Annotated in this window: 15 protein-coding genes; 11 read left to right on the top strand and 4 right to left on the bottom strand. The window is 71.1% G+C overall.

Translation table 11 applies throughout. The features are described 5' to 3' along the window. Nucleotides 1-7: 7 nt before the first annotated feature. The 6 genes from ACT1U9_RS17990 to ACT1U9_RS17965 all read left to right on the top strand — a co-directional run bounded on the left by ACT1U9_RS17990 (nt 8) and on the right by ACT1U9_RS17965 (nt 6,955). Nucleotides 8-865, top strand: coding sequence for a 2-amino-3,7-dideoxy-D-threo-hept-6-ulosonate synthase (locus ACT1U9_RS17990; protein ID WP_444533745.1), 858 nt, complete (start codon nt 8-10; stop codon nt 863-865). A 14-nt stretch (nt 866-879) separates the two neighbouring features. Continuing rightward, on the top strand, nt 880-1,983 hold the full coding sequence (gene griH, locus ACT1U9_RS17985; protein ID WP_444533744.1) for a 3-amino-4-hydroxybenzoic acid synthase: 1,104 nt from the start codon (nt 880-882) through the stop codon (nt 1,981-1,983). A 148-nt stretch (nt 1,984-2,131) separates the two neighbouring features. Beyond that, on the top strand, nt 2,132-2,515 hold the full coding sequence (locus ACT1U9_RS17980) for a tyrosinase family oxidase copper chaperone (RefSeq protein WP_188277157.1): 384 nt from the start codon (nt 2,132-2,134) through the stop codon (nt 2,513-2,515). Between the two features lie 25 nt (nt 2,516-2,540). After that, complete coding sequence (locus ACT1U9_RS17975) at nt 2,541-3,458, top strand: tyrosinase family protein (protein ID WP_444533743.1); 918 nt, start codon at nt 2,541-2,543, stop codon at nt 3,456-3,458. A gap of 22 nt (nt 3,459-3,480) precedes the next feature. Further along, nucleotides 3,481-5,337: an asparagine synthase (glutamine-hydrolyzing) gene (gene asnB, locus ACT1U9_RS17970; protein WP_444533742.1), complete on the top strand. Its 1,857-nt coding sequence runs from the start codon at nt 3,481-3,483 to the stop codon at nt 5,335-5,337. 31 nt (nt 5,338-5,368) lie between these two features. Next, nucleotides 5,369-6,955: a carboxylesterase/lipase family protein gene (locus ACT1U9_RS17965; RefSeq protein ID WP_444533741.1), complete on the top strand. Its 1,587-nt coding sequence runs from the start codon at nt 5,369-5,371 to the stop codon at nt 6,953-6,955. A 13-nt stretch (nt 6,956-6,968) separates the two neighbouring features. On the opposite strand, the gene ACT1U9_RS17960 is transcribed toward ACT1U9_RS17965, so the two are convergent. Further along, nucleotides 6,969-7,967, bottom strand: a complete 999-nt coding sequence (locus ACT1U9_RS17960; protein ID WP_444533740.1) for a LacI family DNA-binding transcriptional regulator — start codon at nt 7,965-7,967, stop codon at nt 6,969-6,971. 178 nt (nt 7,968-8,145) lie between these two features. Between ACT1U9_RS17960 and ACT1U9_RS17955 the strand changes: the two genes are divergently transcribed. Further along, nucleotides 8,146-10,014 carry an amidohydrolase gene (locus tag ACT1U9_RS17955; RefSeq protein WP_444533739.1) on the top strand — a complete coding sequence of 623 codons (1,869 nt, stop codon included), beginning with the start codon at nt 8,146-8,148 and terminating at the stop codon, nt 10,012-10,014. A 262-nt stretch (nt 10,015-10,276) separates the two neighbouring features. On the opposite strand, the gene ACT1U9_RS17950 is transcribed toward ACT1U9_RS17955, so the two are convergent. Further along, a complete protein-coding gene (locus ACT1U9_RS17950; protein WP_444539156.1) occupies nt 10,277-11,980 on the bottom strand; it encodes an MFS transporter in 1,704 nt (567 codons plus the stop codon). A 329-nt stretch (nt 11,981-12,309) separates the two neighbouring features. Beyond that, complete coding sequence (locus ACT1U9_RS17945; RefSeq protein WP_444533738.1) at nt 12,310-14,829, bottom strand: D-alanyl-D-alanine carboxypeptidase; 2,520 nt, start codon at nt 14,827-14,829, stop codon at nt 12,310-12,312. A 196-nt stretch (nt 14,830-15,025) separates the two neighbouring features. Between ACT1U9_RS17945 and ACT1U9_RS17940 the strand changes: the two genes are divergently transcribed. The 3 genes from ACT1U9_RS17940 to ACT1U9_RS17930 all read left to right on the top strand — a co-directional run bounded on the left by ACT1U9_RS17940 (nt 15,026) and on the right by ACT1U9_RS17930 (nt 17,420). Then, a complete protein-coding gene (locus ACT1U9_RS17940) occupies nt 15,026-15,784 on the top strand; it encodes a GOLPH3/VPS74 family protein (protein ID WP_444533737.1) in 759 nt (252 codons plus the stop codon). Nucleotides 15,785-16,152: 368 nt separating this feature from the next. After that, nucleotides 16,153-17,010, top strand: coding sequence for a helix-turn-helix domain-containing protein (locus tag ACT1U9_RS17935; RefSeq protein WP_444533736.1), 858 nt, complete (start codon nt 16,153-16,155; stop codon nt 17,008-17,010). 215 nt (nt 17,011-17,225) lie between these two features. Next, nucleotides 17,226-17,420, top strand: a complete 195-nt coding sequence (locus ACT1U9_RS17930; protein WP_444533735.1) for a DUF397 domain-containing protein — start codon at nt 17,226-17,228, stop codon at nt 17,418-17,420. A gap of 129 nt (nt 17,421-17,549) precedes the next feature. Here ACT1U9_RS17930 and ACT1U9_RS17925 read toward each other — a convergent pair whose 3' ends face one another. Continuing rightward, complete coding sequence (locus ACT1U9_RS17925; RefSeq protein ID WP_444533734.1) at nt 17,550-18,389, bottom strand: hypothetical protein; 840 nt, start codon at nt 18,387-18,389, stop codon at nt 17,550-17,552. Nucleotides 18,390-18,469: 80 nt separating this feature from the next. Here ACT1U9_RS17925 and ACT1U9_RS17920 point away from each other — a divergent pair, with 80 nt between their 5' ends. Next, nucleotides 18,470-19,252, top strand: coding sequence for an SDR family oxidoreductase (locus tag ACT1U9_RS17920; protein WP_444533733.1), 783 nt, complete (start codon nt 18,470-18,472; stop codon nt 19,250-19,252). Nucleotides 19,253-19,494 lie beyond the last annotated feature (242 nt).

Below are 19,494 nucleotides of genomic sequence, written 5' to 3'. Positions count from 1 at the left end.
GGTTTCGATGATGTTGACCCATTCCTTCGCCCGGAAGCTGCGGCTGCGGCGGCTGCACCGCCACGGCGGCGAGCGGCTGCTGATCGTGCCGCTCGACCACTCGATCACCGACGGCCCGGTGACCGGCGGCAACCGGCTCGACCATCTGGTGGGGCAGCTCGCCGTGAACGGCGTGGACGCCGTGGTGCTGCACAAGGGCAGCCTGCGCTATGTCGACTCGGCCCGCTTCGCCCGTACGTCGCTGATCGTGCATCTCAGTGCCAGCACCGTGCACGCCCCCGACCCGGACGAGAAGTACCTGGTCGCCAGCGTCGAGGAGTGCCTGCGGCTCGGCGCGGACGCGGTCAGCGTGCACGTCAACCTGGGCTCCGCCCAGGAGCGGCAGCAGATCGCGGACCTGGCTGCGGTGGGCGACGCCTGCGACCGCTGGAACGTTCCGCTGCTGGCCATGATGTATCCGCGCGGCCCGAAGATCACCAACCCCCGTGACCCGGCGCTGATCGCGCACGCGGCCTCGCTCGCCGCCGATCTGGGCGCCGACATCGTCAAGACCGTCTGCGCCGAGACCATCGGCGAGATGCGCGACATCACCAGCGCCTCGCCCGTCCCCCTCGTCGTGGTCGGCGGCCCCCGCGAACCCGACGAGAAGCGCGTACTCGCCTATGTGGACGAGGCGCTGCGCGGCGGCGCGTCCGGGGTCGCGATGGGCCGCAACGTCTTCCTCGCGCCGGACCCCGGGGCCATGGCCGCCAAGGTGTCCCGCCTCATCCACCCCGCCGCGCGCCGCGAGGTGCCGGCCGACCACGTACCGGCGCCCAACGCGCCCGCCGATGACCGCACCGCCCCGTTGACCACCGTCTCTTAAGAGGAGTTCTCCCCATGAAGATCAGCTGGCTCGACGCCCGTTCGCTCGGCGACGCCAAGGAGGCCATCCTCCAGGAGGCCCTGCACTACCGGCTCGAAGGCATCGTCGCCGAGGACCCCGCCGACTTCGCCGACCTGCCGCCGACGCTGACCAAGGTGCTGCTGCCGCGCAAGGAGCTGCCCGCCGAGTTCGGCGACGCCTCCGTGGTCATCGTGGACCCGGCCGTGCACGGCGTCACCCCCGCCGAACTCGCCCTGACGTACCCGGACATCGAGTTCGGGCGCTTCGTGGAGATCATCGACGCGCCCACCCTGGAGGACGCCTGCGAGTCGGCGCGCACCGAGAAGTGGAGCGTGCTGCTCTTCCGCGACCCCACCAAGATCCCGCTGGAGATCGTGATCGCGGCCGCCGCGCGCGCCAAGGGCAGCATGATCACGGTGGCCAAGGACGTGGAGGAGGCCGAGATCATCTTCGGTGTCCTGGAGCACGGCTCCGACGGCGTGATGATGGCGCCGGCGTCGGTCGGTGACGCGGCCAAGCTGAAGGCCGCCGCGACCGCCGACGTGCCCGACCTGGACCTCGTCGAGCTCACCGTCGAGAAGACCGAGCACATCGGCATGGGCGAGCGCGCCTGCGTCGACACCTGCACGTACTTCCGCGAGGACGAGGGCATCCTGGTCGGCTCGCACTCCAAGGGCATGATCCTGTGCGTCAGCGAGACGCATCCGCTGCCGTACATGCCGACGCGGCCGTTCCGGGTCAACGCGGGGGCGATCCACTCGTACACGCTGTCCAAGGACGAGCGGACCAACTACCTCAGTGAGTTGAAGGCGGGCAGCAAGGTGCTGGCCGTCGACATCAAGGGTCAGACGCGGCTCGTCACCGTGGGCCGCGTGAAGATCGAGTCCCGGCCGCTGATCTCGATCGACGCGGTTGCCCCCAACGGGCAGCGGGTGAATCTGATTCTTCAGGACGACTGGCATGTACGGGTGCTCGGCCCCGGCGGTGTGGTCCTCAACAGCACCGAGCTCAAGCCCGGTGACACCGTTCTTGGCTTCCTCCCCAGCGAGGACCGGCATGTCGGTTACCCCATCGACGAGTTCTGCCTGGAGAAGTAGCCCGTAGGGCTGCGTAGTTGATCGGCTGCGGGCCGTCTCTGGCTGGTCGCGCAGTTCCCCGCGCCCCTAAGGGCGTCAGGGGCGCGGGCACCCGTACCGCACCGCGGGTGCCCGCGCCCCCCCACCCCCATCTTCGAGAGGTCGCCCTATGCTCAACCGTCGCGATGTCATCAAGCGCGGCGCCGTCGCCGCCACCGTTGTCACCGGGCTCTCCGGGGCCGCCGGGATCGCCGTGTACGGGACGGGGTCCGGCGATGCCGTCGCCGCCGCGCCCGTCGCCCACGGTGACGACCACACCGAGACCTACAAGGGCCGCACCATCCGGGTCACCCGGATGGGCAACGACCACGCCGTGTCCATAGACGGCAGGCCGCTTTCCCTGATGAAGCTCGGGGAGGGCGCCTATCTGAGTGCCCTGTGCCACTACGAGGTCGCCAAGACGCCGCTGCACGCCGCGCGGGCCGCCGTGGACGAGTTGCACGGCGCCAACCTCGTACCGCTCGGCGACGCCGCCTCCCACCACTCCATGTGATCCCGCGAGATTGAGGAACAAGGCCATGACGCACGTCCGCAGGAACCACCTGGACCTGTCGCGCAGCGAGCGGCGGCGGTTCATCAAGGCCGTCCTGGAGATCAAGCGGCGCGGGATCTACGACAGGTTCGTCAAGCTGCACGTCGACGTGAACTCGCAGGACTACCTGGACAAGGACACCGGCAAGCGGGTCGGGCACATCAACCCCGGCTTCTTCCCCTGGCACCGCCAGTACCTGATGGAGTTCGAGAAGGAGCTGCGCCGGGTCGACCCGTCGGTGACCCTGCCGTACTGGGACTGGACCATGGACCAGTCCAAGGACTCGCCGCTGTGGCAGGACGACTTCATGGGCGGTGACGGGCGTCCGGACGACGGCATGGTGATGACCGGCCCGTTCGCCTACCCCAACGGGTGGGAGCTGAAGGTCAACGTGCAGCCCGAGGGCCCCGAGAGCCCGGCGCTGAACGGCCACTACACCGTGGACGACCGCAAGTTCCTGATCCGCCGCATCGGTCAGAAGCTGCCCTCGCTGCCCTCGCCCCAGCAGTTGCAGCAGACCATGGACCTGCCGGTCTACGACTGCCCGCCGTGGAACTACACCTCCGGCAGCACACCCCCGTACAACAGCTTCAGAAACCACCTTGAGGGCTACACCAACTTCGCCTGGGAGCCCCCGGCCGGGAAGCTGCACGGCGCCGGGCACCAGTGGGTGGGCGGGCACATGATGTACATCTCCTCGCCCAACGACCCGGTGTTCTTCCTGCACCACTGCTTCATCGACAAGATCTGGGGCGACTGGCAGGAGCAGCACCCGGACGTGCCGCACTACCTGCCGCAGGAGCCGACCCCCGAGGTCGCCGACCCGAGCACCCCGCTCTACCCCTGGCACACCAAGACGGTCGCCGAGGTCATCGACCACCGCCGTTTCTACACGTACGCCTGACGGCGAGAGAGGGGTCCCAGACATGTGCGGCATCGCAGGGTGGGTCGGCTACTCCCACGACGTGAGCGAGCACCAGGACAGCGCCCGGGCCATGACCGCCACCATGGTCTGCCGAGGGCCCGACGCGGGCGGGGTGTGGACCGACCGGCACGCGGCGCTCGGCCACCGCCGCCTGGCCGTCATCGACATCGAGGGCGGCCGCCAGCCGATGACCTCCGGGGAGAGCGGCACCCCGCAGGCGGTCATCACCTACAGCGGCGAGGTCTACAACTTCCCCGAATTACGGCAGGAGTTGACCTCCCGGGGCCACCGCTTCCGCACCGCCAGCGACACCGAGGTGGTGCTGCGGGCCTATCTGGAGTGGGGCGAGTCGTTCGCCGAGCGCCTGAACGGCATGTTCGCGTTCGCCATCTGGGACACCCGCACCGAGGAACTGCTGCTCGTACGCGACCGGATGGGCGTCAAACCGCTCCTGTACTACCCGACCGACGACGGCGTGCTCTTCGGCTCCGAGCCCAAGGCGATCCTCGCGCATCCGCTCGCCGAGGCGGTCGTCGACGCCGAGGGTCTGCGCGAGGTGTTCGGGCTGACGATGACTCCTGAACACGCCGTGTTCCGGGGCATGTACGAGGTGCGGCCCGGCACCATGGTGCGCATATCCCGGCGCGGGGTGCAGAAGATCCGGTACTGGCAGCTGGAGTCGCGCCCGCACACCGACGACCTCGACACCACCGTCGGGCATGTGCGCGAGCTGCTCGACGACATCGTGCGCCGCCAGCTGGTCTCCGACGTACCGCTGTGCTCGCTGCTCTCCGGCGGGCTGGACTCCAGTGCGGTCACCGCGCTCGCCGCCCGCGCACTCGCCCCCGAGGGCAAGCGGATCCGCACCTTCTCCGTCGACTTCACCGGCCACGCCGAGCGGTTCGAGGCCAACGCGGTGTGGGAGGCGCCGGACGCGCCCTTCGTACGGGAGGCCGTCGCGCACATCGGCACCGACCACGAGGACATCGTCCTCGACAACGCCGAACTGCTCAGCCCGAAGGTGCGTGCCTCCGTGCTGCGCGCGCTCGACCTGCCGACCGTCACCGGCGACATGGAGTACTCGCTCTACCTCCTCTTCCAGGCCGTCCGGGCCCGCTCGACGGTCGCCCTGTCCGGGGAGTCCGCCGATGAACTCTTCGGCGGCTACAGCCACTTCCACGACCCGGAGGCCGTCTCGGCGGCCACCTTCCCCTGGCATCTGCCCTACCGCCGGGCCGGCGGACAGGACGCGCTGCGCACCACGGGCCTGTGGGACCGGCTCGACCTCGGCGCCTACATCGACCAGCGCTACAAGGAAGCCCTGGCCGACGTCCCGGCGCTCCCGGGCGAGAGCCCGCAGGAAGCACGGATGCGGGAGATCAGCCATCTGCATCTGACCCGCTTCGTCAACTTCCTGCTCGACCGCAAGGACCGGATCAGCATGGCGGTGGGCCTGGAGGTCCGGGTGCCGTTCTGCGACCACCGCCTGGTCGAGTACGTCTTCAACACCCCGTGGGCGATGAAGACGTTCGACGGCCGCGAGAAGAGCCTGCTGCGCGCGGCGACGCAGGACGTGCTGCCCGCCTCGATCGTGCAGCGCAAGAAGAGCCCGTACCCGTCCACCCAGGACATCGAGTACGAGCGCGCCCTGCGCGGGCGGATCGCGGACCTGGCGGCGGGCGACTCGCCCGTCCTGGACCTCGTCGACCCGGCCGGGCTGCGCCGCCTCCTGGAGAAGCCCGAGGGCTCGTACTCGATCGGCGGCCCCTACAGCGGGCGCGCCGTGATGGAGCGCATGGTCGACCTCGACACCTGGATCCGCGACTACGGCATCCGGTTCGTGCCCGAGGGCGGCTGAGGTGGCGAATCCCGCGATACGGCGGAGAACCGTGCTCGCCGCCACGGCGGGCGCGGCCCTCGTCGGAACCCGGACGGCCGCCGCGAACGCTCCGAGCCCGGTGGTGGCGCACACCTCCGCCGGGCCGGTGGCCGGGGCGCGGACCGGCGAGACGGTGGCCTTCCGGGGGGTGCCCTACGCGCGCCCCCCGGTGGGGCCGCTCAGATTCGCCTCGCCCCGGCCGCCGCAGCCGTGGCGGCAGGTGCGCGACGCCACCCGGTTCGCGCCCGCGTTCACCCAGGTCCTCGACCCGGACAGCCGCGAGGACGCGCTCTACGCCAACGTCTGGACCCCCGACACCCACGGCCGCCGACCGGTCCTGGTCTACATCCACGGCGGCGGCTGGCAGGTCGGCGCGGGCAGTTTGCCCACGTACGACGGCAGCAGGCTCGCCGCACGCGGCGACCTCGTCGTGGTCACCTTCAACTACCGCCTGGGAGCGTTCGGTTTCGGCTACCACGAGGAGCTGACCGACGACGCCACCGGCGACTGCGCCAACTGGGCCCTCCAGGACCAGGCGGCCCTGCTGCGCTGGGTGCGCGAGAACGCCGAGGCGTTCGGCGGCGACCCGCACAACATCACCCTCAGCGGCACCTCGGCGGGCGGCGCCTCGGCCTGGCAGCTGGCGCTGCGCGCGGACGTACGGAACATCGTGCGGCGGATCGTCCCGATCAGCGCCTGCCACGTCTGGGAGCCCGCCACCTCGCTGACCGTCCCGGACGCGCGTCGGGCGTACGAGGAGCTGGCGGCCCGACTGGGCACTTCCGTACGGGGATTGCGCACGGTCCCCGCCGACGCGCTCCGTGCCGCCTGGAGCGCGCTCTTCGCGGGCGGCCCGGCCGGACGCGTACTGGGCAGCGGGCGCGAGTACCGGGGCCCGGTCGTCGACGGGCGCTGGATGCACGGCTTCGACCATCAACTCCCCACACCCGCGCTGCCGGTGCTCTCCATCCACACCCGCACGGAAGGCTCCTTCTACACCGGCCCCGGCTCGCCGATCCCCACCCCGGCGCCGACCGACGACGCCTCCTTGCGCGAGGCCGTGCGCGGAGTGCTGCTCAAGGGCGCTTCGGAGGTGCCGGACTCGCTGGTGGACGGGTGCCTCGACGCGTACCGGGCGGCGGCGCTCGCGGACGGACTGCCGCTGGATCCCGTGTCGTTGTGGACCGACGTGTGGGGCGACGGGCTTTTCCGGTACCTGGACATCCGCTTCGCCGAGCGGCATGCCCGTGCGGGGTCGGCGCCCGGGTATCTGATGGAGTTCGCGCACCCGGCCCGGGCGCCCTGGTTCGGCACCCCGCACGAGCACACCTCGCCGTTCCTGTTCGGCACGTACGGGATCGCCGACAACGCCCCCGAGTGCGGGGACGGGCTCGGTGAACGCGGGGTCAGCAACGCGTTCATGGACGCGGTGGCGTCCTTCGCCCGCACGGGGGACCCGGGTTGGCCGGTGTTCTCGCCGGACCGGCCGAGCACGCTGATCCTGGGCGAGCCGACCGGGCCCCGTGTCGCGCACCCCACCAAGTCCCGCCAGCTCCGCTTCTGGGACGACAGCGGCTGGACGCCGCGCGTCGTCTGAGCAGCGGCGCCGCCTACCCGGCGGCACCCGAGGGAGTCGTCGCCCCCCGCAGCGACGACTCCCTCGGCATGAGCCGTGCCGGAATCATCTGCTCCCGTTCATCGGCCGCGCCCTCGACCAGGTCCACCAGGGCCGACACCGCCGCCCGCGCCGTGCGGTGCGGGGCGAGCGACACGGTGGAGACGGGCGGGGCGGTCGTCCCGTACGCCGGGTCCTCGCTGGCGCACACCACGAGCAGGTCGCGCGGCACCTTGAGGCCGCAGCGCACCGCCGAGGCCAACACCCGGTGCCCGCACGGGTCGTAGAGCCCGTACACCGCGTCCGGGGGGTCCTTTTTGGTGCCGAGTAGCGCGTCCAGGGTGCGGCCCGACCTGTCCGCGAAGTCCAGCGGCACCACCCGGGGCGGGTTGCCGTGCGCCGCGCACCACTCCTCGTACGCCGCGAGGCAGCTGCGTGTGTAGTGCTCCTCGCCGGGGCCCGCGATCAGCGCGATCCGGCGGGCGCCGCGCGAGGCGAGATGGTCCAGGACCTCGTACGTGGTGGCCCGGTGGTCGTTGTCCACCCACGCCTCACGCGCGCCCAGCCGATCCGGGCGGCCGTCGAAGACCAGCGGCAGCCCCCGCTCGCGCAGCACGCGCACGACGGGGTCGTCGGCCGGGCTGTCCAGGAGCACCACCCCGGCCACCGGCACGGTCCGCCACAGCGCCTCGGCGGGCCCGGCGGGCAGCGCGATCAGGGCGTATCCGCGCCGGTGGGCGGCGGCGGTCGCGGCGCTGATCGCGCGGGCGTAGAACGGGATGCCCGCGAAGTCCCAGGAGAGCGTGCCGTACGTGGTGACGGCGAGGCCGAGGGTACGCGGCGGGGGCTCGCCGTACCCGAGCGCGGCGGCGGTCGCGCGCACCCGCGCACGCGTCGAATCGGCCATGCGGCCGGTGCCGTTCAGGGCGTTGGAGACGGTCGCGGTGGACACCTCGGCCGCGCGGGCCACTTCGGCGAGGGTCACTCGGGGCACGGGCCACAGCGTACGGAATCCGTTGGGGGAAGGGGAGTTCACGGAGGGAATCAGCTGTGCTGGTGCGCTGGTGGTTAAGGGGTTAATCGCGAAGGGTCGGGTCCCATCCGCAGGGGTCGGGGCGGGCAGCGCCCCCCTCATCGGCCCTCACCACCTGTCCTCACCCCCAGGAGCAGCCATGCGTAGCAGCAGTTCCCAGCCCTCCCGCCGCCGGGTCCTCGCGACCGCCCTGGGTGCGGCCGCGGCGTCCACCGTCTCTACCGCCTCCCCCGCTTCCGCCGCCTCCTCGAAGCGGCGCTCGGCCGCGCTCGTCGTGCACCACGCGCGCGTGCTCACCGGCGAGGCGCACGCGCCCATCCAGCAGGCCGTCGCCGTCGGGCGGGACGGTACGGTGCTCGCGACCGGCACCGACGCGGCGCTGAAGCGCTTCATCGGGCGGGACACCGAGCTGGTCGACGCGCGCGGGGCGACCGTCATGAGCGGCATCCACGACGGCCACGCCCATCCGCTGAACGCGGGCGAGCGCAGCCTCCACCCGTCGCTGGACGGCGCGACTCTGACCGTCCCCCAACTCCAGGACCGGATACGGGAGTTCCTGGCCGCAGACACCTCCCACGAGCCCGACGGCTGGCTGGTCGTCGAGGACTGGAACCCGGTGGGGCTGCTCCCCGCCGGGACCGTCCCGCACCACCGGATGCTCGACGCGCTCCCCACCCGCCGCCCCATCGCCCTCATCGGCGACGACGGGCACAACGCCTGGGCCAACCAGCGCGCCCTCGACCTCGCCGGGATCACCGCTGCCACCCCCGACCCGTCCGGCGGCCACATCGTGCGCGACCCCGACGGCACACCGGGCGGCCTCCTGAAGGACACCGCGCAGGACCTCCTGACCAGAGTCATCCCGCCGCCCACCCGGGCCCAGCTCGTGGACGCCTGCGCCAAGGTGCTCGCGCAGGCGGCGGCGTCGGGCATCACCACGTTCATGGACGCGTCGGTGGAGACCCATCAGCTCGACACGTACGCCGCGCTCGCCGCCGCCGGGCGGCTGCCGCAGCGGATCGTGCCCGCGCTCCTGATCGGCCCGGACCTGGCCAAGGACCCGGCGGGGGCGCTGCGTCACCTGCGCGAGCTGCGGACGCGGTACGGGCAGGTGCCCGGGCTGCGGTTCGGCACGGCCAAGGTGTTCCTGGACGGGGTGATCGAGTACCCGTCGCAGACGGCGGCACTGCTGTCGCCGTACCTGGACGCGGAGGGCCGGCCGACGGACCACCGGGGCGACCTGTACGTCTCCGCCGCCGACTACGGCCGCCTCGCGACCGTCCTCGACCGGGCCGACTGGCAGCTGCACGCGCACGCGATCGGGGACCGGGCGGTGCGGACGGCGCTCGACGGTTACGAGGCGGCGGTGCGGGCGAACGGGCTTCGCGGCAACCGCCACACCATCGCGCACCTCCAGCTCGTGGACCCCGCCGACTACCGGCGGTTCGCGCCACTGGGCGTGGTCGCGTGCATGCAGCTCCAGTGGGCGATGCGGGACATCTGGACGATGGAGGCGCTGCTGCCGTACATCGGGGCGGCGCGGCATCGTCTGCTGTACCCCGCGCGCAGCCTGGAGCGCCACGGGGCGCTGCTCTCCGGTGGCTCGGACTGGCCGGTCGACCCGCTCCAGACCTGGAACCAGGTCCGTACGGCGGTCGATCGGGAGGGGGCGGAGGCGAGTGAGGGGGCGCTGTATCCGGAGCTGGAGGGTCTGACGCGCGCGTCGTCGCTGCGGATGCATACGGCCGGGACGGCGTATCAGCTCCACATGGAGCGGTTGAGTGGGCGGCTGCTGGCGGGGATGGCGGCGGATCTGGTGGTGCTTGACCGGGATGTGGTGCGGGTGCCGGTCCCGGAGGTGTCGGGGGTGGGGGTTCGCTTGACGCTGGTGGGGGGTCGGGTGGTGCACGAGGGCGGGTCCCCGGCCGCGTCCCCGTCGTCCCTGGCCCGCCCGTCATCCCTGGCCCGGGTACATGGCGGGCGCCATGGAGCTTGCGGCTGCGGCTGAACCTGCGGGCCGGTCGCCGCCTGCGGCGGGCGTTTCCCCACCCCGCCCCTTCCCGAAAGCCTCCGGCGGATGTCGTTCGTCTGAGCGCCGGTGGGGGCTTGTCGCGCAGTTCCCCGCGCCCCTAGGAGGGCCCGAAGGGCCCATCAGGGGCGCGGGGCTGTATCGATTTGCGGCTCCGCCGCGTGGGCGCGAGCAACCCAGCACGATCCGCAGACGACCAGATCCCTCGGAGAGTTTCGGGAAGGGGCGGGGTGGGGGCCACTCAGTGGTGGGGGCGCAGCTCCGCCGGGCAGGCCGTGCCTCGGCGGAGGCTGTACGGGGCGGCCAGGCGGTACGTGCCCGCCTTCGGGGCGAGGAGCTCCGTCCACTCGTCCCCCGCCGCATCCTCCGGCGCCTTCCACAGGCACCCGTTGGGGTTGTCGTACGTCTTGGGGACGCCGTGCGCGCGACGCTTGGACGCGGCCGTCTCCTGCGGGGGCTCCACGCCCTTCCCCTTCTCGTCGACCAGTTTCAGCCACGGCGAGTACGGGATACGGATGAGGATCCGGCCGGGGGACTTCACGATCACCGTGAGCTCGCCCTCGTCCGCGCGCTGCACGACGGCGGGCGGGTCGGCGAGCGGGGTCGGGTCGGTGACCGCGAACAGGCGCCAGTTGGGGTTGCGCCACAGCTCCTTGAGGTACGGCTGGCCGTCCTTGAGGAGCTTGGCCTCCATCTCGTCGCCCTTGCCGTCCGGCGGGCCCATCGGCAGCACCACGTACCGGACGGCCCAGCGGTCCAGCCAGCCCCGGTAGCTCGCCGAGTTCAGCGTGTCGTCGTAGAAGAGCGGGTTGCGCTCCATGTCGGCCTGGCGGTTCCAGCCGCGGGCGAGGTTGACGTACGGGGAGAGCGCCGAGGCCTCGCGGTGGCTGGAGGCGGGCACGACCTCGACGCGGCCGCGCTCGGCGCCGACCTCCTGGAGCTGGTCGACGAGCGGCGCGAGCTCGCGCGCCCAGGACGCGGCCGGCAGGGTGCGGACGATGTCGTCGACGGCCTTGAAGCCGATCCAGAAGTTCATCCCGGCGAAGGCGATGACCAGGACGTACCACTTGCGCGAGCGCGGCACCACGTACGGCAGGGCGGCCAGGAACATGACGCCCGCGAAGAGCATCGCGAGCCGGGTCACATTGGACCCGATCTGCGAGTCGATCAGCCAGGTCAGCAGCGTGCCGATGCCGTAGACGGCGGCGCCGGTGCGGACCGTCTTCCACTCCTTGGGCACGATGACCAGCACGATCACCGCGAACAGGAACGGCAGCGAGGTGCTGGCCAGCGACATCGGCTGGGTGCCCGAGAACGGGAACAGCCACGCGGAGAGCGCCACCACGATGACCGGCGGCACACCCAGGGCGTACGCGCCCGGGCGACGCCCGTTCAGGAACAGCGCGGCCGCGACCACACCGAGGAAGAGCCCGGCGACCGGGCTGCTGGCGGTCGCGAGGCCCGCCAGGGGGGCTGCGACCGCGCCCTTGGCCCAGCGCTCGGTGCGCCACTTGTGCGGCCAGCAGAAGACCGCCGCGACCGCGCCGAGCGCGAACATCGTGCCGAGCCCGAAGGTGACCCGGCCCGACGTGGCGTTGCACAGGAAGGCGAAGAGCGCCGCGAAGGCGCACGGCAGCGGATTGCGCACCGCCCGCACCCGCACCAGGATCAGCGTGGTCAGCGCCATCGACACGGTCCCGGCGATCATCATCGTCGTCCGGACGCCGAGCACCGACATCAGATACGGCGACACCACGCTGTACGAGACGGGGTGCATCCCGCCGTACCAGGCCAGGTTGTACGCGGACGCCGGGTGGCGGCCGACGAACTCGGCCCAGGCGTCCTGGGCCGCGAGGTCACCGCCGCTGTTGGCGAAGAACAGGAACCACAGGACGTGCCCGACGGCGGCGACCGCGGTCATCGACCAGACGGGATGCTTCAGCATCAGCGCACGTACCCGGCACAGCAGCCTGCGGTCCGCCTCGGGGGCGTCCTCGTCCACGCGCGTGTCCAGGCCGCTGTCGGTGCTCACGTCCCGGTCCTCGTTCGTGTCCTGTATTCGCCCCTCCGGTTCGGCGGGGCTGCTGCCGTCGGCGCGCGCGGGCGTCGGCTCAGCGGTGGTCACTGCGGCTCTCCCGCCTCACACTGTCACGTTCATGGGACGTCTCTCGCCCCGTCGCTCATAGGGACGCCGCCCCGCGTCCTCCAGTTGACCGAAGCTAGCACGAGGGCGCCACCGGAGACCGGGGCGCCCTTGTGCTCAGCCGCTGTCGATCAGCCCAGACGAGTGAGCTTCGACCCGAATCCGGGCTCGGCGAGCGCCTTCTGGAGGGCCACCGGCGCGGAGACCTGGCCGGCGCCGGAGCCCACGGTCAGCTTGCCGATCACCGTGCCCGCCTTCGCGGAGTGCGGCACCTTCGCGTCGGTCGCCGTCAGCGCGATCGTGGTCTTCAGACCCGGCCACCCGACGACGGTCAGGTCCTTGGTGGCGACGACCGGGGTCTTGCCGCCGAGCCCGTCGTCCACGTATCCGACGACCGTGTCCTTCTTGATCACCGTCGCCGAGGTGAGGCTCTTGCGGGTGTCGATCAGCACGTCCTTGCTCACCTTGTTCACGGTGTCGAGGATCGAGATGCCCTTGTGCTGGCCGAAGACCGCGCCGACGATCGTCTGCTTGGTCCCGCCGACGTCCTTGGTCGCCGCGAAGAGCAGGTTGCCGCCCGCCTTGGTGGTGGAACCGGTCTTGATGCCGATCGCGCCGTTGTAGGGGACGAGGGTGTTGTAGTTGCGCCACAGCTTGCCGGACGGGTCGGTCCAAGTCGGCTGCTTGGTGATGTCGACGAGCGCCGGGATCTTCACCAGCTCGGTGGCCAGCTTCACCTGGTCGACCGCCGTGGAGACGGTCGTGGCGTTCAGACCGGACGGGTCGGTGTACGTGGTGTTCGTCATCCCGAGCTCCTTCGCGGTGTCGTTCATCTTCTTGACGAACGCCGCCTCGGAGCCCGCGTCCCAGCGCGCGAGGAGCCGTGCCACGTTGTTCGCGGACGGGATCATGACCGCGCTGAGCGCGTCCTTCTGGGAGAGGTTGTCACCGGCCTTGATGGTGTCCACCGTCGACTCGTCGCCGGTCTTGTTGTAGCCGCCCTCCTTCTCCGCGAGCTTGTCGACGGGGATGGAGGCGCCCTTGGAACCGGGCTTCATCGGGTGGTCGCGCATGATGATGTACGCGGTCATCGACTTGGTGACACTGGCGATCGGGACCGGCTTCTCCTCGCCGAACTGCCCCACCGTGCCGAGCCCCGACACGGTGATCAGGCCCTGCCCCTCGGTGGGCCACGGCAGCCGCGGCGCCGAGCCGTCGAAGGTGTACTGGGCCGCCGAGGTCATCTTCAGCGCCGGGTCCGGCAGCGGGCGTACGAACTGTACGACCGCGAACACGACCAGCAGCAGGATGACCAGCGGGGTCCAGATCTTGAACCGCCGGACCACGGTACGGACCGGGGTCTGCGCCGGGGGCGGCGTGTTCGTCAGCTCGGCGAGCAGATCGAGCGGCGGCTTCGGCGGCAGCGGCTGCTGCCGGGTCCGCTCGGCGGCCTCGGGCAGCGCGGGGGCGGCGTCCGGGACCTGGATGCGGGGCGAGGTGGGGGTCTTCACATACGGGGCGGAGGCGCTGGTGGCCTTCGCCTCACCGTCGGGCTTGACCTCGGTCGCCTTCCCGGCGGGGCGTACGTCGTCGGAGCGCAGCGGCACGAAGGTGCTGGTCTGCTCGGAGTCCGACTCCGGCTTCCCCGTGCCCTTGCCCTTGTCCTTGGACGGCAGCCGGATGGCGGTCGTCGGCTGGTCCACGACGGGGGGCCGGACGGCCTTGAAGACGGCGGTGGGCTGGTCGACGGCGTCGCCGGCCTTGTCCTCGGCCTTGTCGTCGACCTCGCTGCCGGGGGAGAGCTTCGCACCCCAGGAGGCGGCGCGGGCGGGCTTGTCGGCGTCGTCGCCTTCGGCGGCCTTGGGAGCGTCGGCCTTGGGGGCGGGGGCGGGCTTGTCGGCCTTGGGCTCGGCGTCGGCCTTCGGCTTCGCGTCGGCCTTCGGCTCGGCGTCCGGCTTGCTGCCCGACTTGCTGTCGGGCTCGGCCTCGGCGACCGGCTCGGCATCCACGTCCGACTTGCTCTCGGCCTTGCTCCCCGCGTCCGGCTTCGCAGAAGCGACGGGCTCGGCGTCGGCCTCGGGCTTCGCGGCAGCGTCGGGCTTCGCCTCGGCTTCCGGCTTCGGCTCGTCACCAGGCGTGGCCGCGGGCGCGGGCGCGGTCTCGCGTACGTCGTCGGGCCCGGCGGGGCCGGACTCGGACTTCACATCGGCGTCGGCGCTCGGCGTGTCGCCGTCGGCCGGGGCGTCCGCGTCCTCCTCGCCGTCCGTGGCGACCCACGCCGCCACGGCCGCCCGCAGACGCGTGTCGCGGGACTCGGCGTCCTCCTGGCGCGGGGCGCGGAACACGGCGGTCGCCTGGTCCACGGGAGCGGAGGCGGAAGCGGAGCCGCCGTCCTCGGCGCGCTCGGGAGCGGACCCGTTCGCGGACTTCGCCGATCCGTTCACGGACCCGTTCGCGGAACCGTTGGCTCCGGCCTTGCCCGACGCGGACCCGTTGGTGGACCCGTTGGCGGACCCCTCCGCCGGGGAACCGGACGTACGGGTGGGGCCGTCCCCGGCCCCGAACACCGCTACACGCGGATCGCGTTCGCCCGGAGTCGTCTCCCCCGACGACTGCTGCTGCTTCGACCTGTCGGGGGACTCGCCCGCCACCGATGCCTCCTCCCGGCGCCCTTGAGCGCCGTCCGAACCTGTCCGAACCATCTACCAGTGTCCTGTGTGCGGGGTCGACCCCAGTGGCTAGACGAGAACGACATACCTGTCGGTTCCCGTACTTACCGCCCAGGCGCTCTCGACAGATGAATGTGAGAGGGGTCACCCTGTCATTCATCCACGCGGGGAGGCATGGATGGGCAGGAGCCGCAGAACAATTCCGGAGGAGCTTCTGCTGCTCGCTCTGGACCCGGCCACGGGTACCACAGCGCAGCCGCAGTCGCTCGACCTCGGCCTCGCCGGAGCACAGCTAGTAGAGCTGGCTCTGGCAGGACGGATAGCCCCAGACGGGGATCGTATCGCCGTGGTGATGGCACGGCCGACAGGAGATCCGACACTGGACTCCGCACTGGAACTGCTGCGCAGGCGCGGCAGTCCGGTCCGGGCCGTCCACTGGATCGGCGGGCCCCGGCTGGGGCTGCGCCAGACGTATCTCTCGCATCTGGAGAGGTGCGGCATGGTTCATGCCGTGGCCGGCCAGATGTGCGGGGTGCTGCCGACGACTCGCTACCAGGCGACGGACACGGCGATCAGCCGGGAAATCAGGTCCCGGCTGGACAGTGCGATCCGCACCGGCGTACCGCCGGACCCGCGGACCGCGGCGCTTGCCGCACTGGCCCACGCGGTCGGGCTCGGCAAGCACCTGTACCCGGGCAACGAGGGGCGTTCATCCCGCTCCCGGCTCCGGGACTTGATCAGGCACGACCCCATGGGCGGACTCGTGGCGCACGCCGTGATGGACGTCCAGAACGGTGTGGGCGCGGCACCGCGCCGCAACACCAACGGCACCGGCGCAGGACCCACGGCGGGCACCCGCCCGACGGCGACGGCGACGGCACCCGGGGTTCCGATGCAGCCGCGCCGCGGCAGCATGGCCCGCGCCGTGGCCCACTAGCACCACACCCGCTCCACCTGAACGACCCGCACCACCCGTACGACCCGCCGCACCGACGTCCCCCTCACGACCCGGTTCGGGAGCCGCAGCACGGGCGCGCGGGGCCGGCCATCGCCGGTCCCGCGCGCTTTGCGTCTATTCGACGCCCGCCGGTCGCTTTCGGGCGCCCGCTTCGCGTCTTCGGGTGCCACTCGGCGACTTCCGGCACCCGCTTCCCGTACCGAATCGCGAGAAAGAATTCGTACCCCCGGTAGCCAATGCCCCACCGTGTGTGGCCATTTCCCAGCGGGGCCACGAACATTGGTGGCAGTCTGCTGAGCGGAAGAGCAGAGAAAAAGCGAAGTGCCGCAGCCGGAGGTGCAGTTCCCGTGGCGTCCAACGTCAATCCCACCGTCAGGCGACGCCGACTGGGCCAGGAGCTCCGTCGGCTCCGCGAGCTGAAAGGCATGACGGCCGAGGAGGTCGCCGAGCGCCTGCTGGTCTCCCAGTCGAAGATCAGCCGCCTGGAGAACGGCCGCCGTTCCATCAGCCAGCGCGATGTCCGCGATCTGTGCGGGGTGTACGAGGTCGACGACCACCGGATCGTCGACTCGCTGATGCAAATGGCCAAGGACTCCCGGCAGCAGGGCTGGTGGCACGCTTTCGGCGACATCCCGTACAGCGTCTACATCGGCCTGGAGACGGACGCGGCGAGCCTGCGCGTCTACGAGTCGCTGATCGTGCCCGGGCTGCTCCAGACCCGCGAGTACGCGCAGGCGGTGATCGAGGGCATGTGGCCCGAGGCCACCTCCACCGACGTCGACAAACGCATTCAGATCCGGCTCAAACGCCAGGATCGCCTCACCGACCCGGTGAACCCGCTGCGTTTCTGGGCGGTGATCGACGAGGCCCTGCTGCGCCGCGTCGTCGGCAACCGGCAGATCATGACGGCCCAGCTCGAACACCTCGCCCACCTCAGCGAGCAGCCGCACGTCACGCTCCAGGTGCTGCCGTACGACGCCGGGGCGCACCCGGGCATGTACGGCAAGTTCGCGATCCTGGAGTTCCATGACGCGCTCGACGCCAGCGTCGTCTATCTGGAGGGCGTCACCAGCGACCTCTACCTGGAGAAGGCGAACGACGTCCAGAGCTACACGGTCATGTACGAGCATCTGCGGGCCAAAGCGCTCAGCGCCGAGCTGTCCCGGGCGTTCATCCACGAGGTGGCCGACGGCTACCGGGATTGACGCGATATCGGCCCGGGAGACGTCGTCGGCCGCGAGGCGCGCACCCTACACCTACGCGGTCCCAACTAAAAAGACCTCCATGGAATATGCCGCCCGAATGGGTGAACACCCCCTGCCCCAGGTGATGTTGCGGCGTAGCGTCGCACGCACAGTCGCTGGGAACAGCGACAGGGTGCACCACACCCAGACAAACCGGCACAACCATCGGAGTTACCATGCCTGTTCAGCGTGACGCGTTCGCGGAGTGGACCAAATCGTCGTACTCCGCAGTGAACGGCGACTGCGTGGAAGTCAAGACGCAGAACCGCCAGACGCTGTCCGTCCGCGACTCCAAGAACCCCGAGCTCGGGATTCTGGACTTCGCCCCGGAGACCTGGTCGGCCTTCGTCCTCGACATCGGCCGCCCGTAACGCAGTACGGAGCACCACCCGCAGAACCCGCAGTAGTTCAACCCGCGCAAGGCCCTCTCGACTGGTCCGCCGTCCTGGCCGAGGGGGCTGGTTGCTGCCCGGGCCCGTACGCCTCCCCGCGCGGCCCGGTCAGCGCAACCGGTCGACGTACCGATCGGTCCCCGGCACGGTGGGAACGAACGGCGCGACCAACTCGACGCGCCCGAGCCCCGATTCCCCCACTTCGGCGCCGAGCCCAGCGAAGTGCTCCGCCCAGACCTCCCCCGGCTCCCGCTCCAGGAACCACAGCAGCGTGAGCCGGGTGCCGACCCCCTCGACCTGCCTGACGTACGTCATACGGTCGCCGGGCAGCGGGGTGGGCCCGAAGAGCGTCACCATCGCGGCGGGCCCACCGGCGAGCCGCCGGGGCAGATGCCGCGACCGCAGCCACTCGACCAACTCACCGCGCTGCTCCGCTGTTTCGGCGTCGATCACCTCCAACACCAGCCCGGCGTAAGGGTGGTCCAGTGCGTGGTAGTCGCGCGGGCCCGCCGCCCCGTCCCGGTAGACGGTCGCCTCATGGTCCTGGAAGGCGGTGAAGACGTGCGTACGGTCCTGGTAGACGCGGCCGTCCCGGTTGAGCCGCTTGTTGATGCCGACGGTCCACTTCATGTGGTCGTCGTAGCGGCCCTCGGTGATCCAGTACGTGGAGAGATAGCACCCGGCGGTCACCGGCTGGGCGATCGCGGACTTCTCCGGGTAGCGCAGCTCCTGGAGGTCACGGGTGGCGACCCAGCGGCGGCCCGCGTACATCCAGGGCATGGCCATGGCGCCCGCGTAGTAGTGGTCGTCCTCGTACCAGCGGTTGTAGGCGTACTCGTGGCCCGGGTGCGGCTCGACCATGGTGATCAGCGCGTGCCCGGGGTGCACGCCGTAGGGCCCGACGGCCGCGAGCTCGGCGTAGGTGTCGCTCCTGGTCTCCTCGCCCACTGCGTTCCCCTTCCCTCGTGCTGCGGATCGACCTACTCTGACGCCCCGTCAGAAGAACTGCCAGAGCCGGGAGGCACCGGATGTTGCTGGACGGGAAGACGGTCGTCGTGTCCGGGGTCGGCGCGGGGCTCGGCCACCAGGTCGCCGCGACCGTGGTGCGGGACGGCGGCAACGCGGTGCTCGGGGCGCGCACCGAGGCGAACCTGGTGAAGGCGGCCCACGAGATCGACCCCGAGGGCGCGCACACCGCGTACCAACCCACCGACATCACCTCCGAGACCCAGTGCGAGGCGCTGGCGGCGCTCGCGGTGGAACGGTTCGGGCGGATCGACGCGGTGGTCCATGTGGCGGCCTGGGACAGCTACTTCGGCGGAGTCGAGGACGCGGACTTCGCCACGTGGCAGGCCGTCCTGGACGTCAACCTGCTGGGGACGCTTCGTATGACGAGGGCCTGCCTGCCGGCGCTGAAGGAGCGCGGCGGGTCGGTGGTCGTGATCGGCACACAGTCGGCGGTGGCGGCGCCCTCGCAGGTGCGGCAGGCGGCGTACGCGGCGTCGAAGGGTGCGCTGACTTCGGCGATGTACTCGATGGCGCGCGAGTTCGGACCGCACCGGATCCGGGTCAACACGGTGCTGCCGGGCTGGATGTGGGGGCCGCCGGTCCAGGCGTACGTCCAGTTCACGGCGCACACCGAGCAGGTGCCCGAGACCGAGGTGCTCGGCCGGCTCACCGAGCGGATGGCGCTGCCGGACCTGGCGACGGACGGGGACGTGGCCGAGGCCGTGGTGTTCCTGGCCTCCGACCGGGCGAGGGCGATCACCGGGCAGTCGCTGCTGGTGAACGCGGGTGAGTTGATGAGGTAGTCGGCCTTCCCCACTTCCCCGGCCGCATGGGACCCGCATCCCGTGCGGCCGTTCGCTTATTCCTGTTAATGACCCAAGTTCATGTACATAACCATCCTTACTCTTGACCGCGCCGTTGAACGGGCGGTTCAATCCCTGGAAAGTCCCCTCTCCCACACGGGACATCGCCGATCCGGTCGTACTGAGAGAAGAGCACGCACGTACACCTGCGTACATCCGTGTTCACAAGACGGAACTTCGGA

It is taken from the genome of Streptomyces sp. BR1, assembly GCF_052373795.1.
Classification (GTDB): domain Bacteria; phylum Actinomycetota; class Actinomycetes; order Streptomycetales; family Streptomycetaceae; genus Streptomyces.
This window is presented reverse-complemented; position numbering and strand designations above follow the sequence as displayed.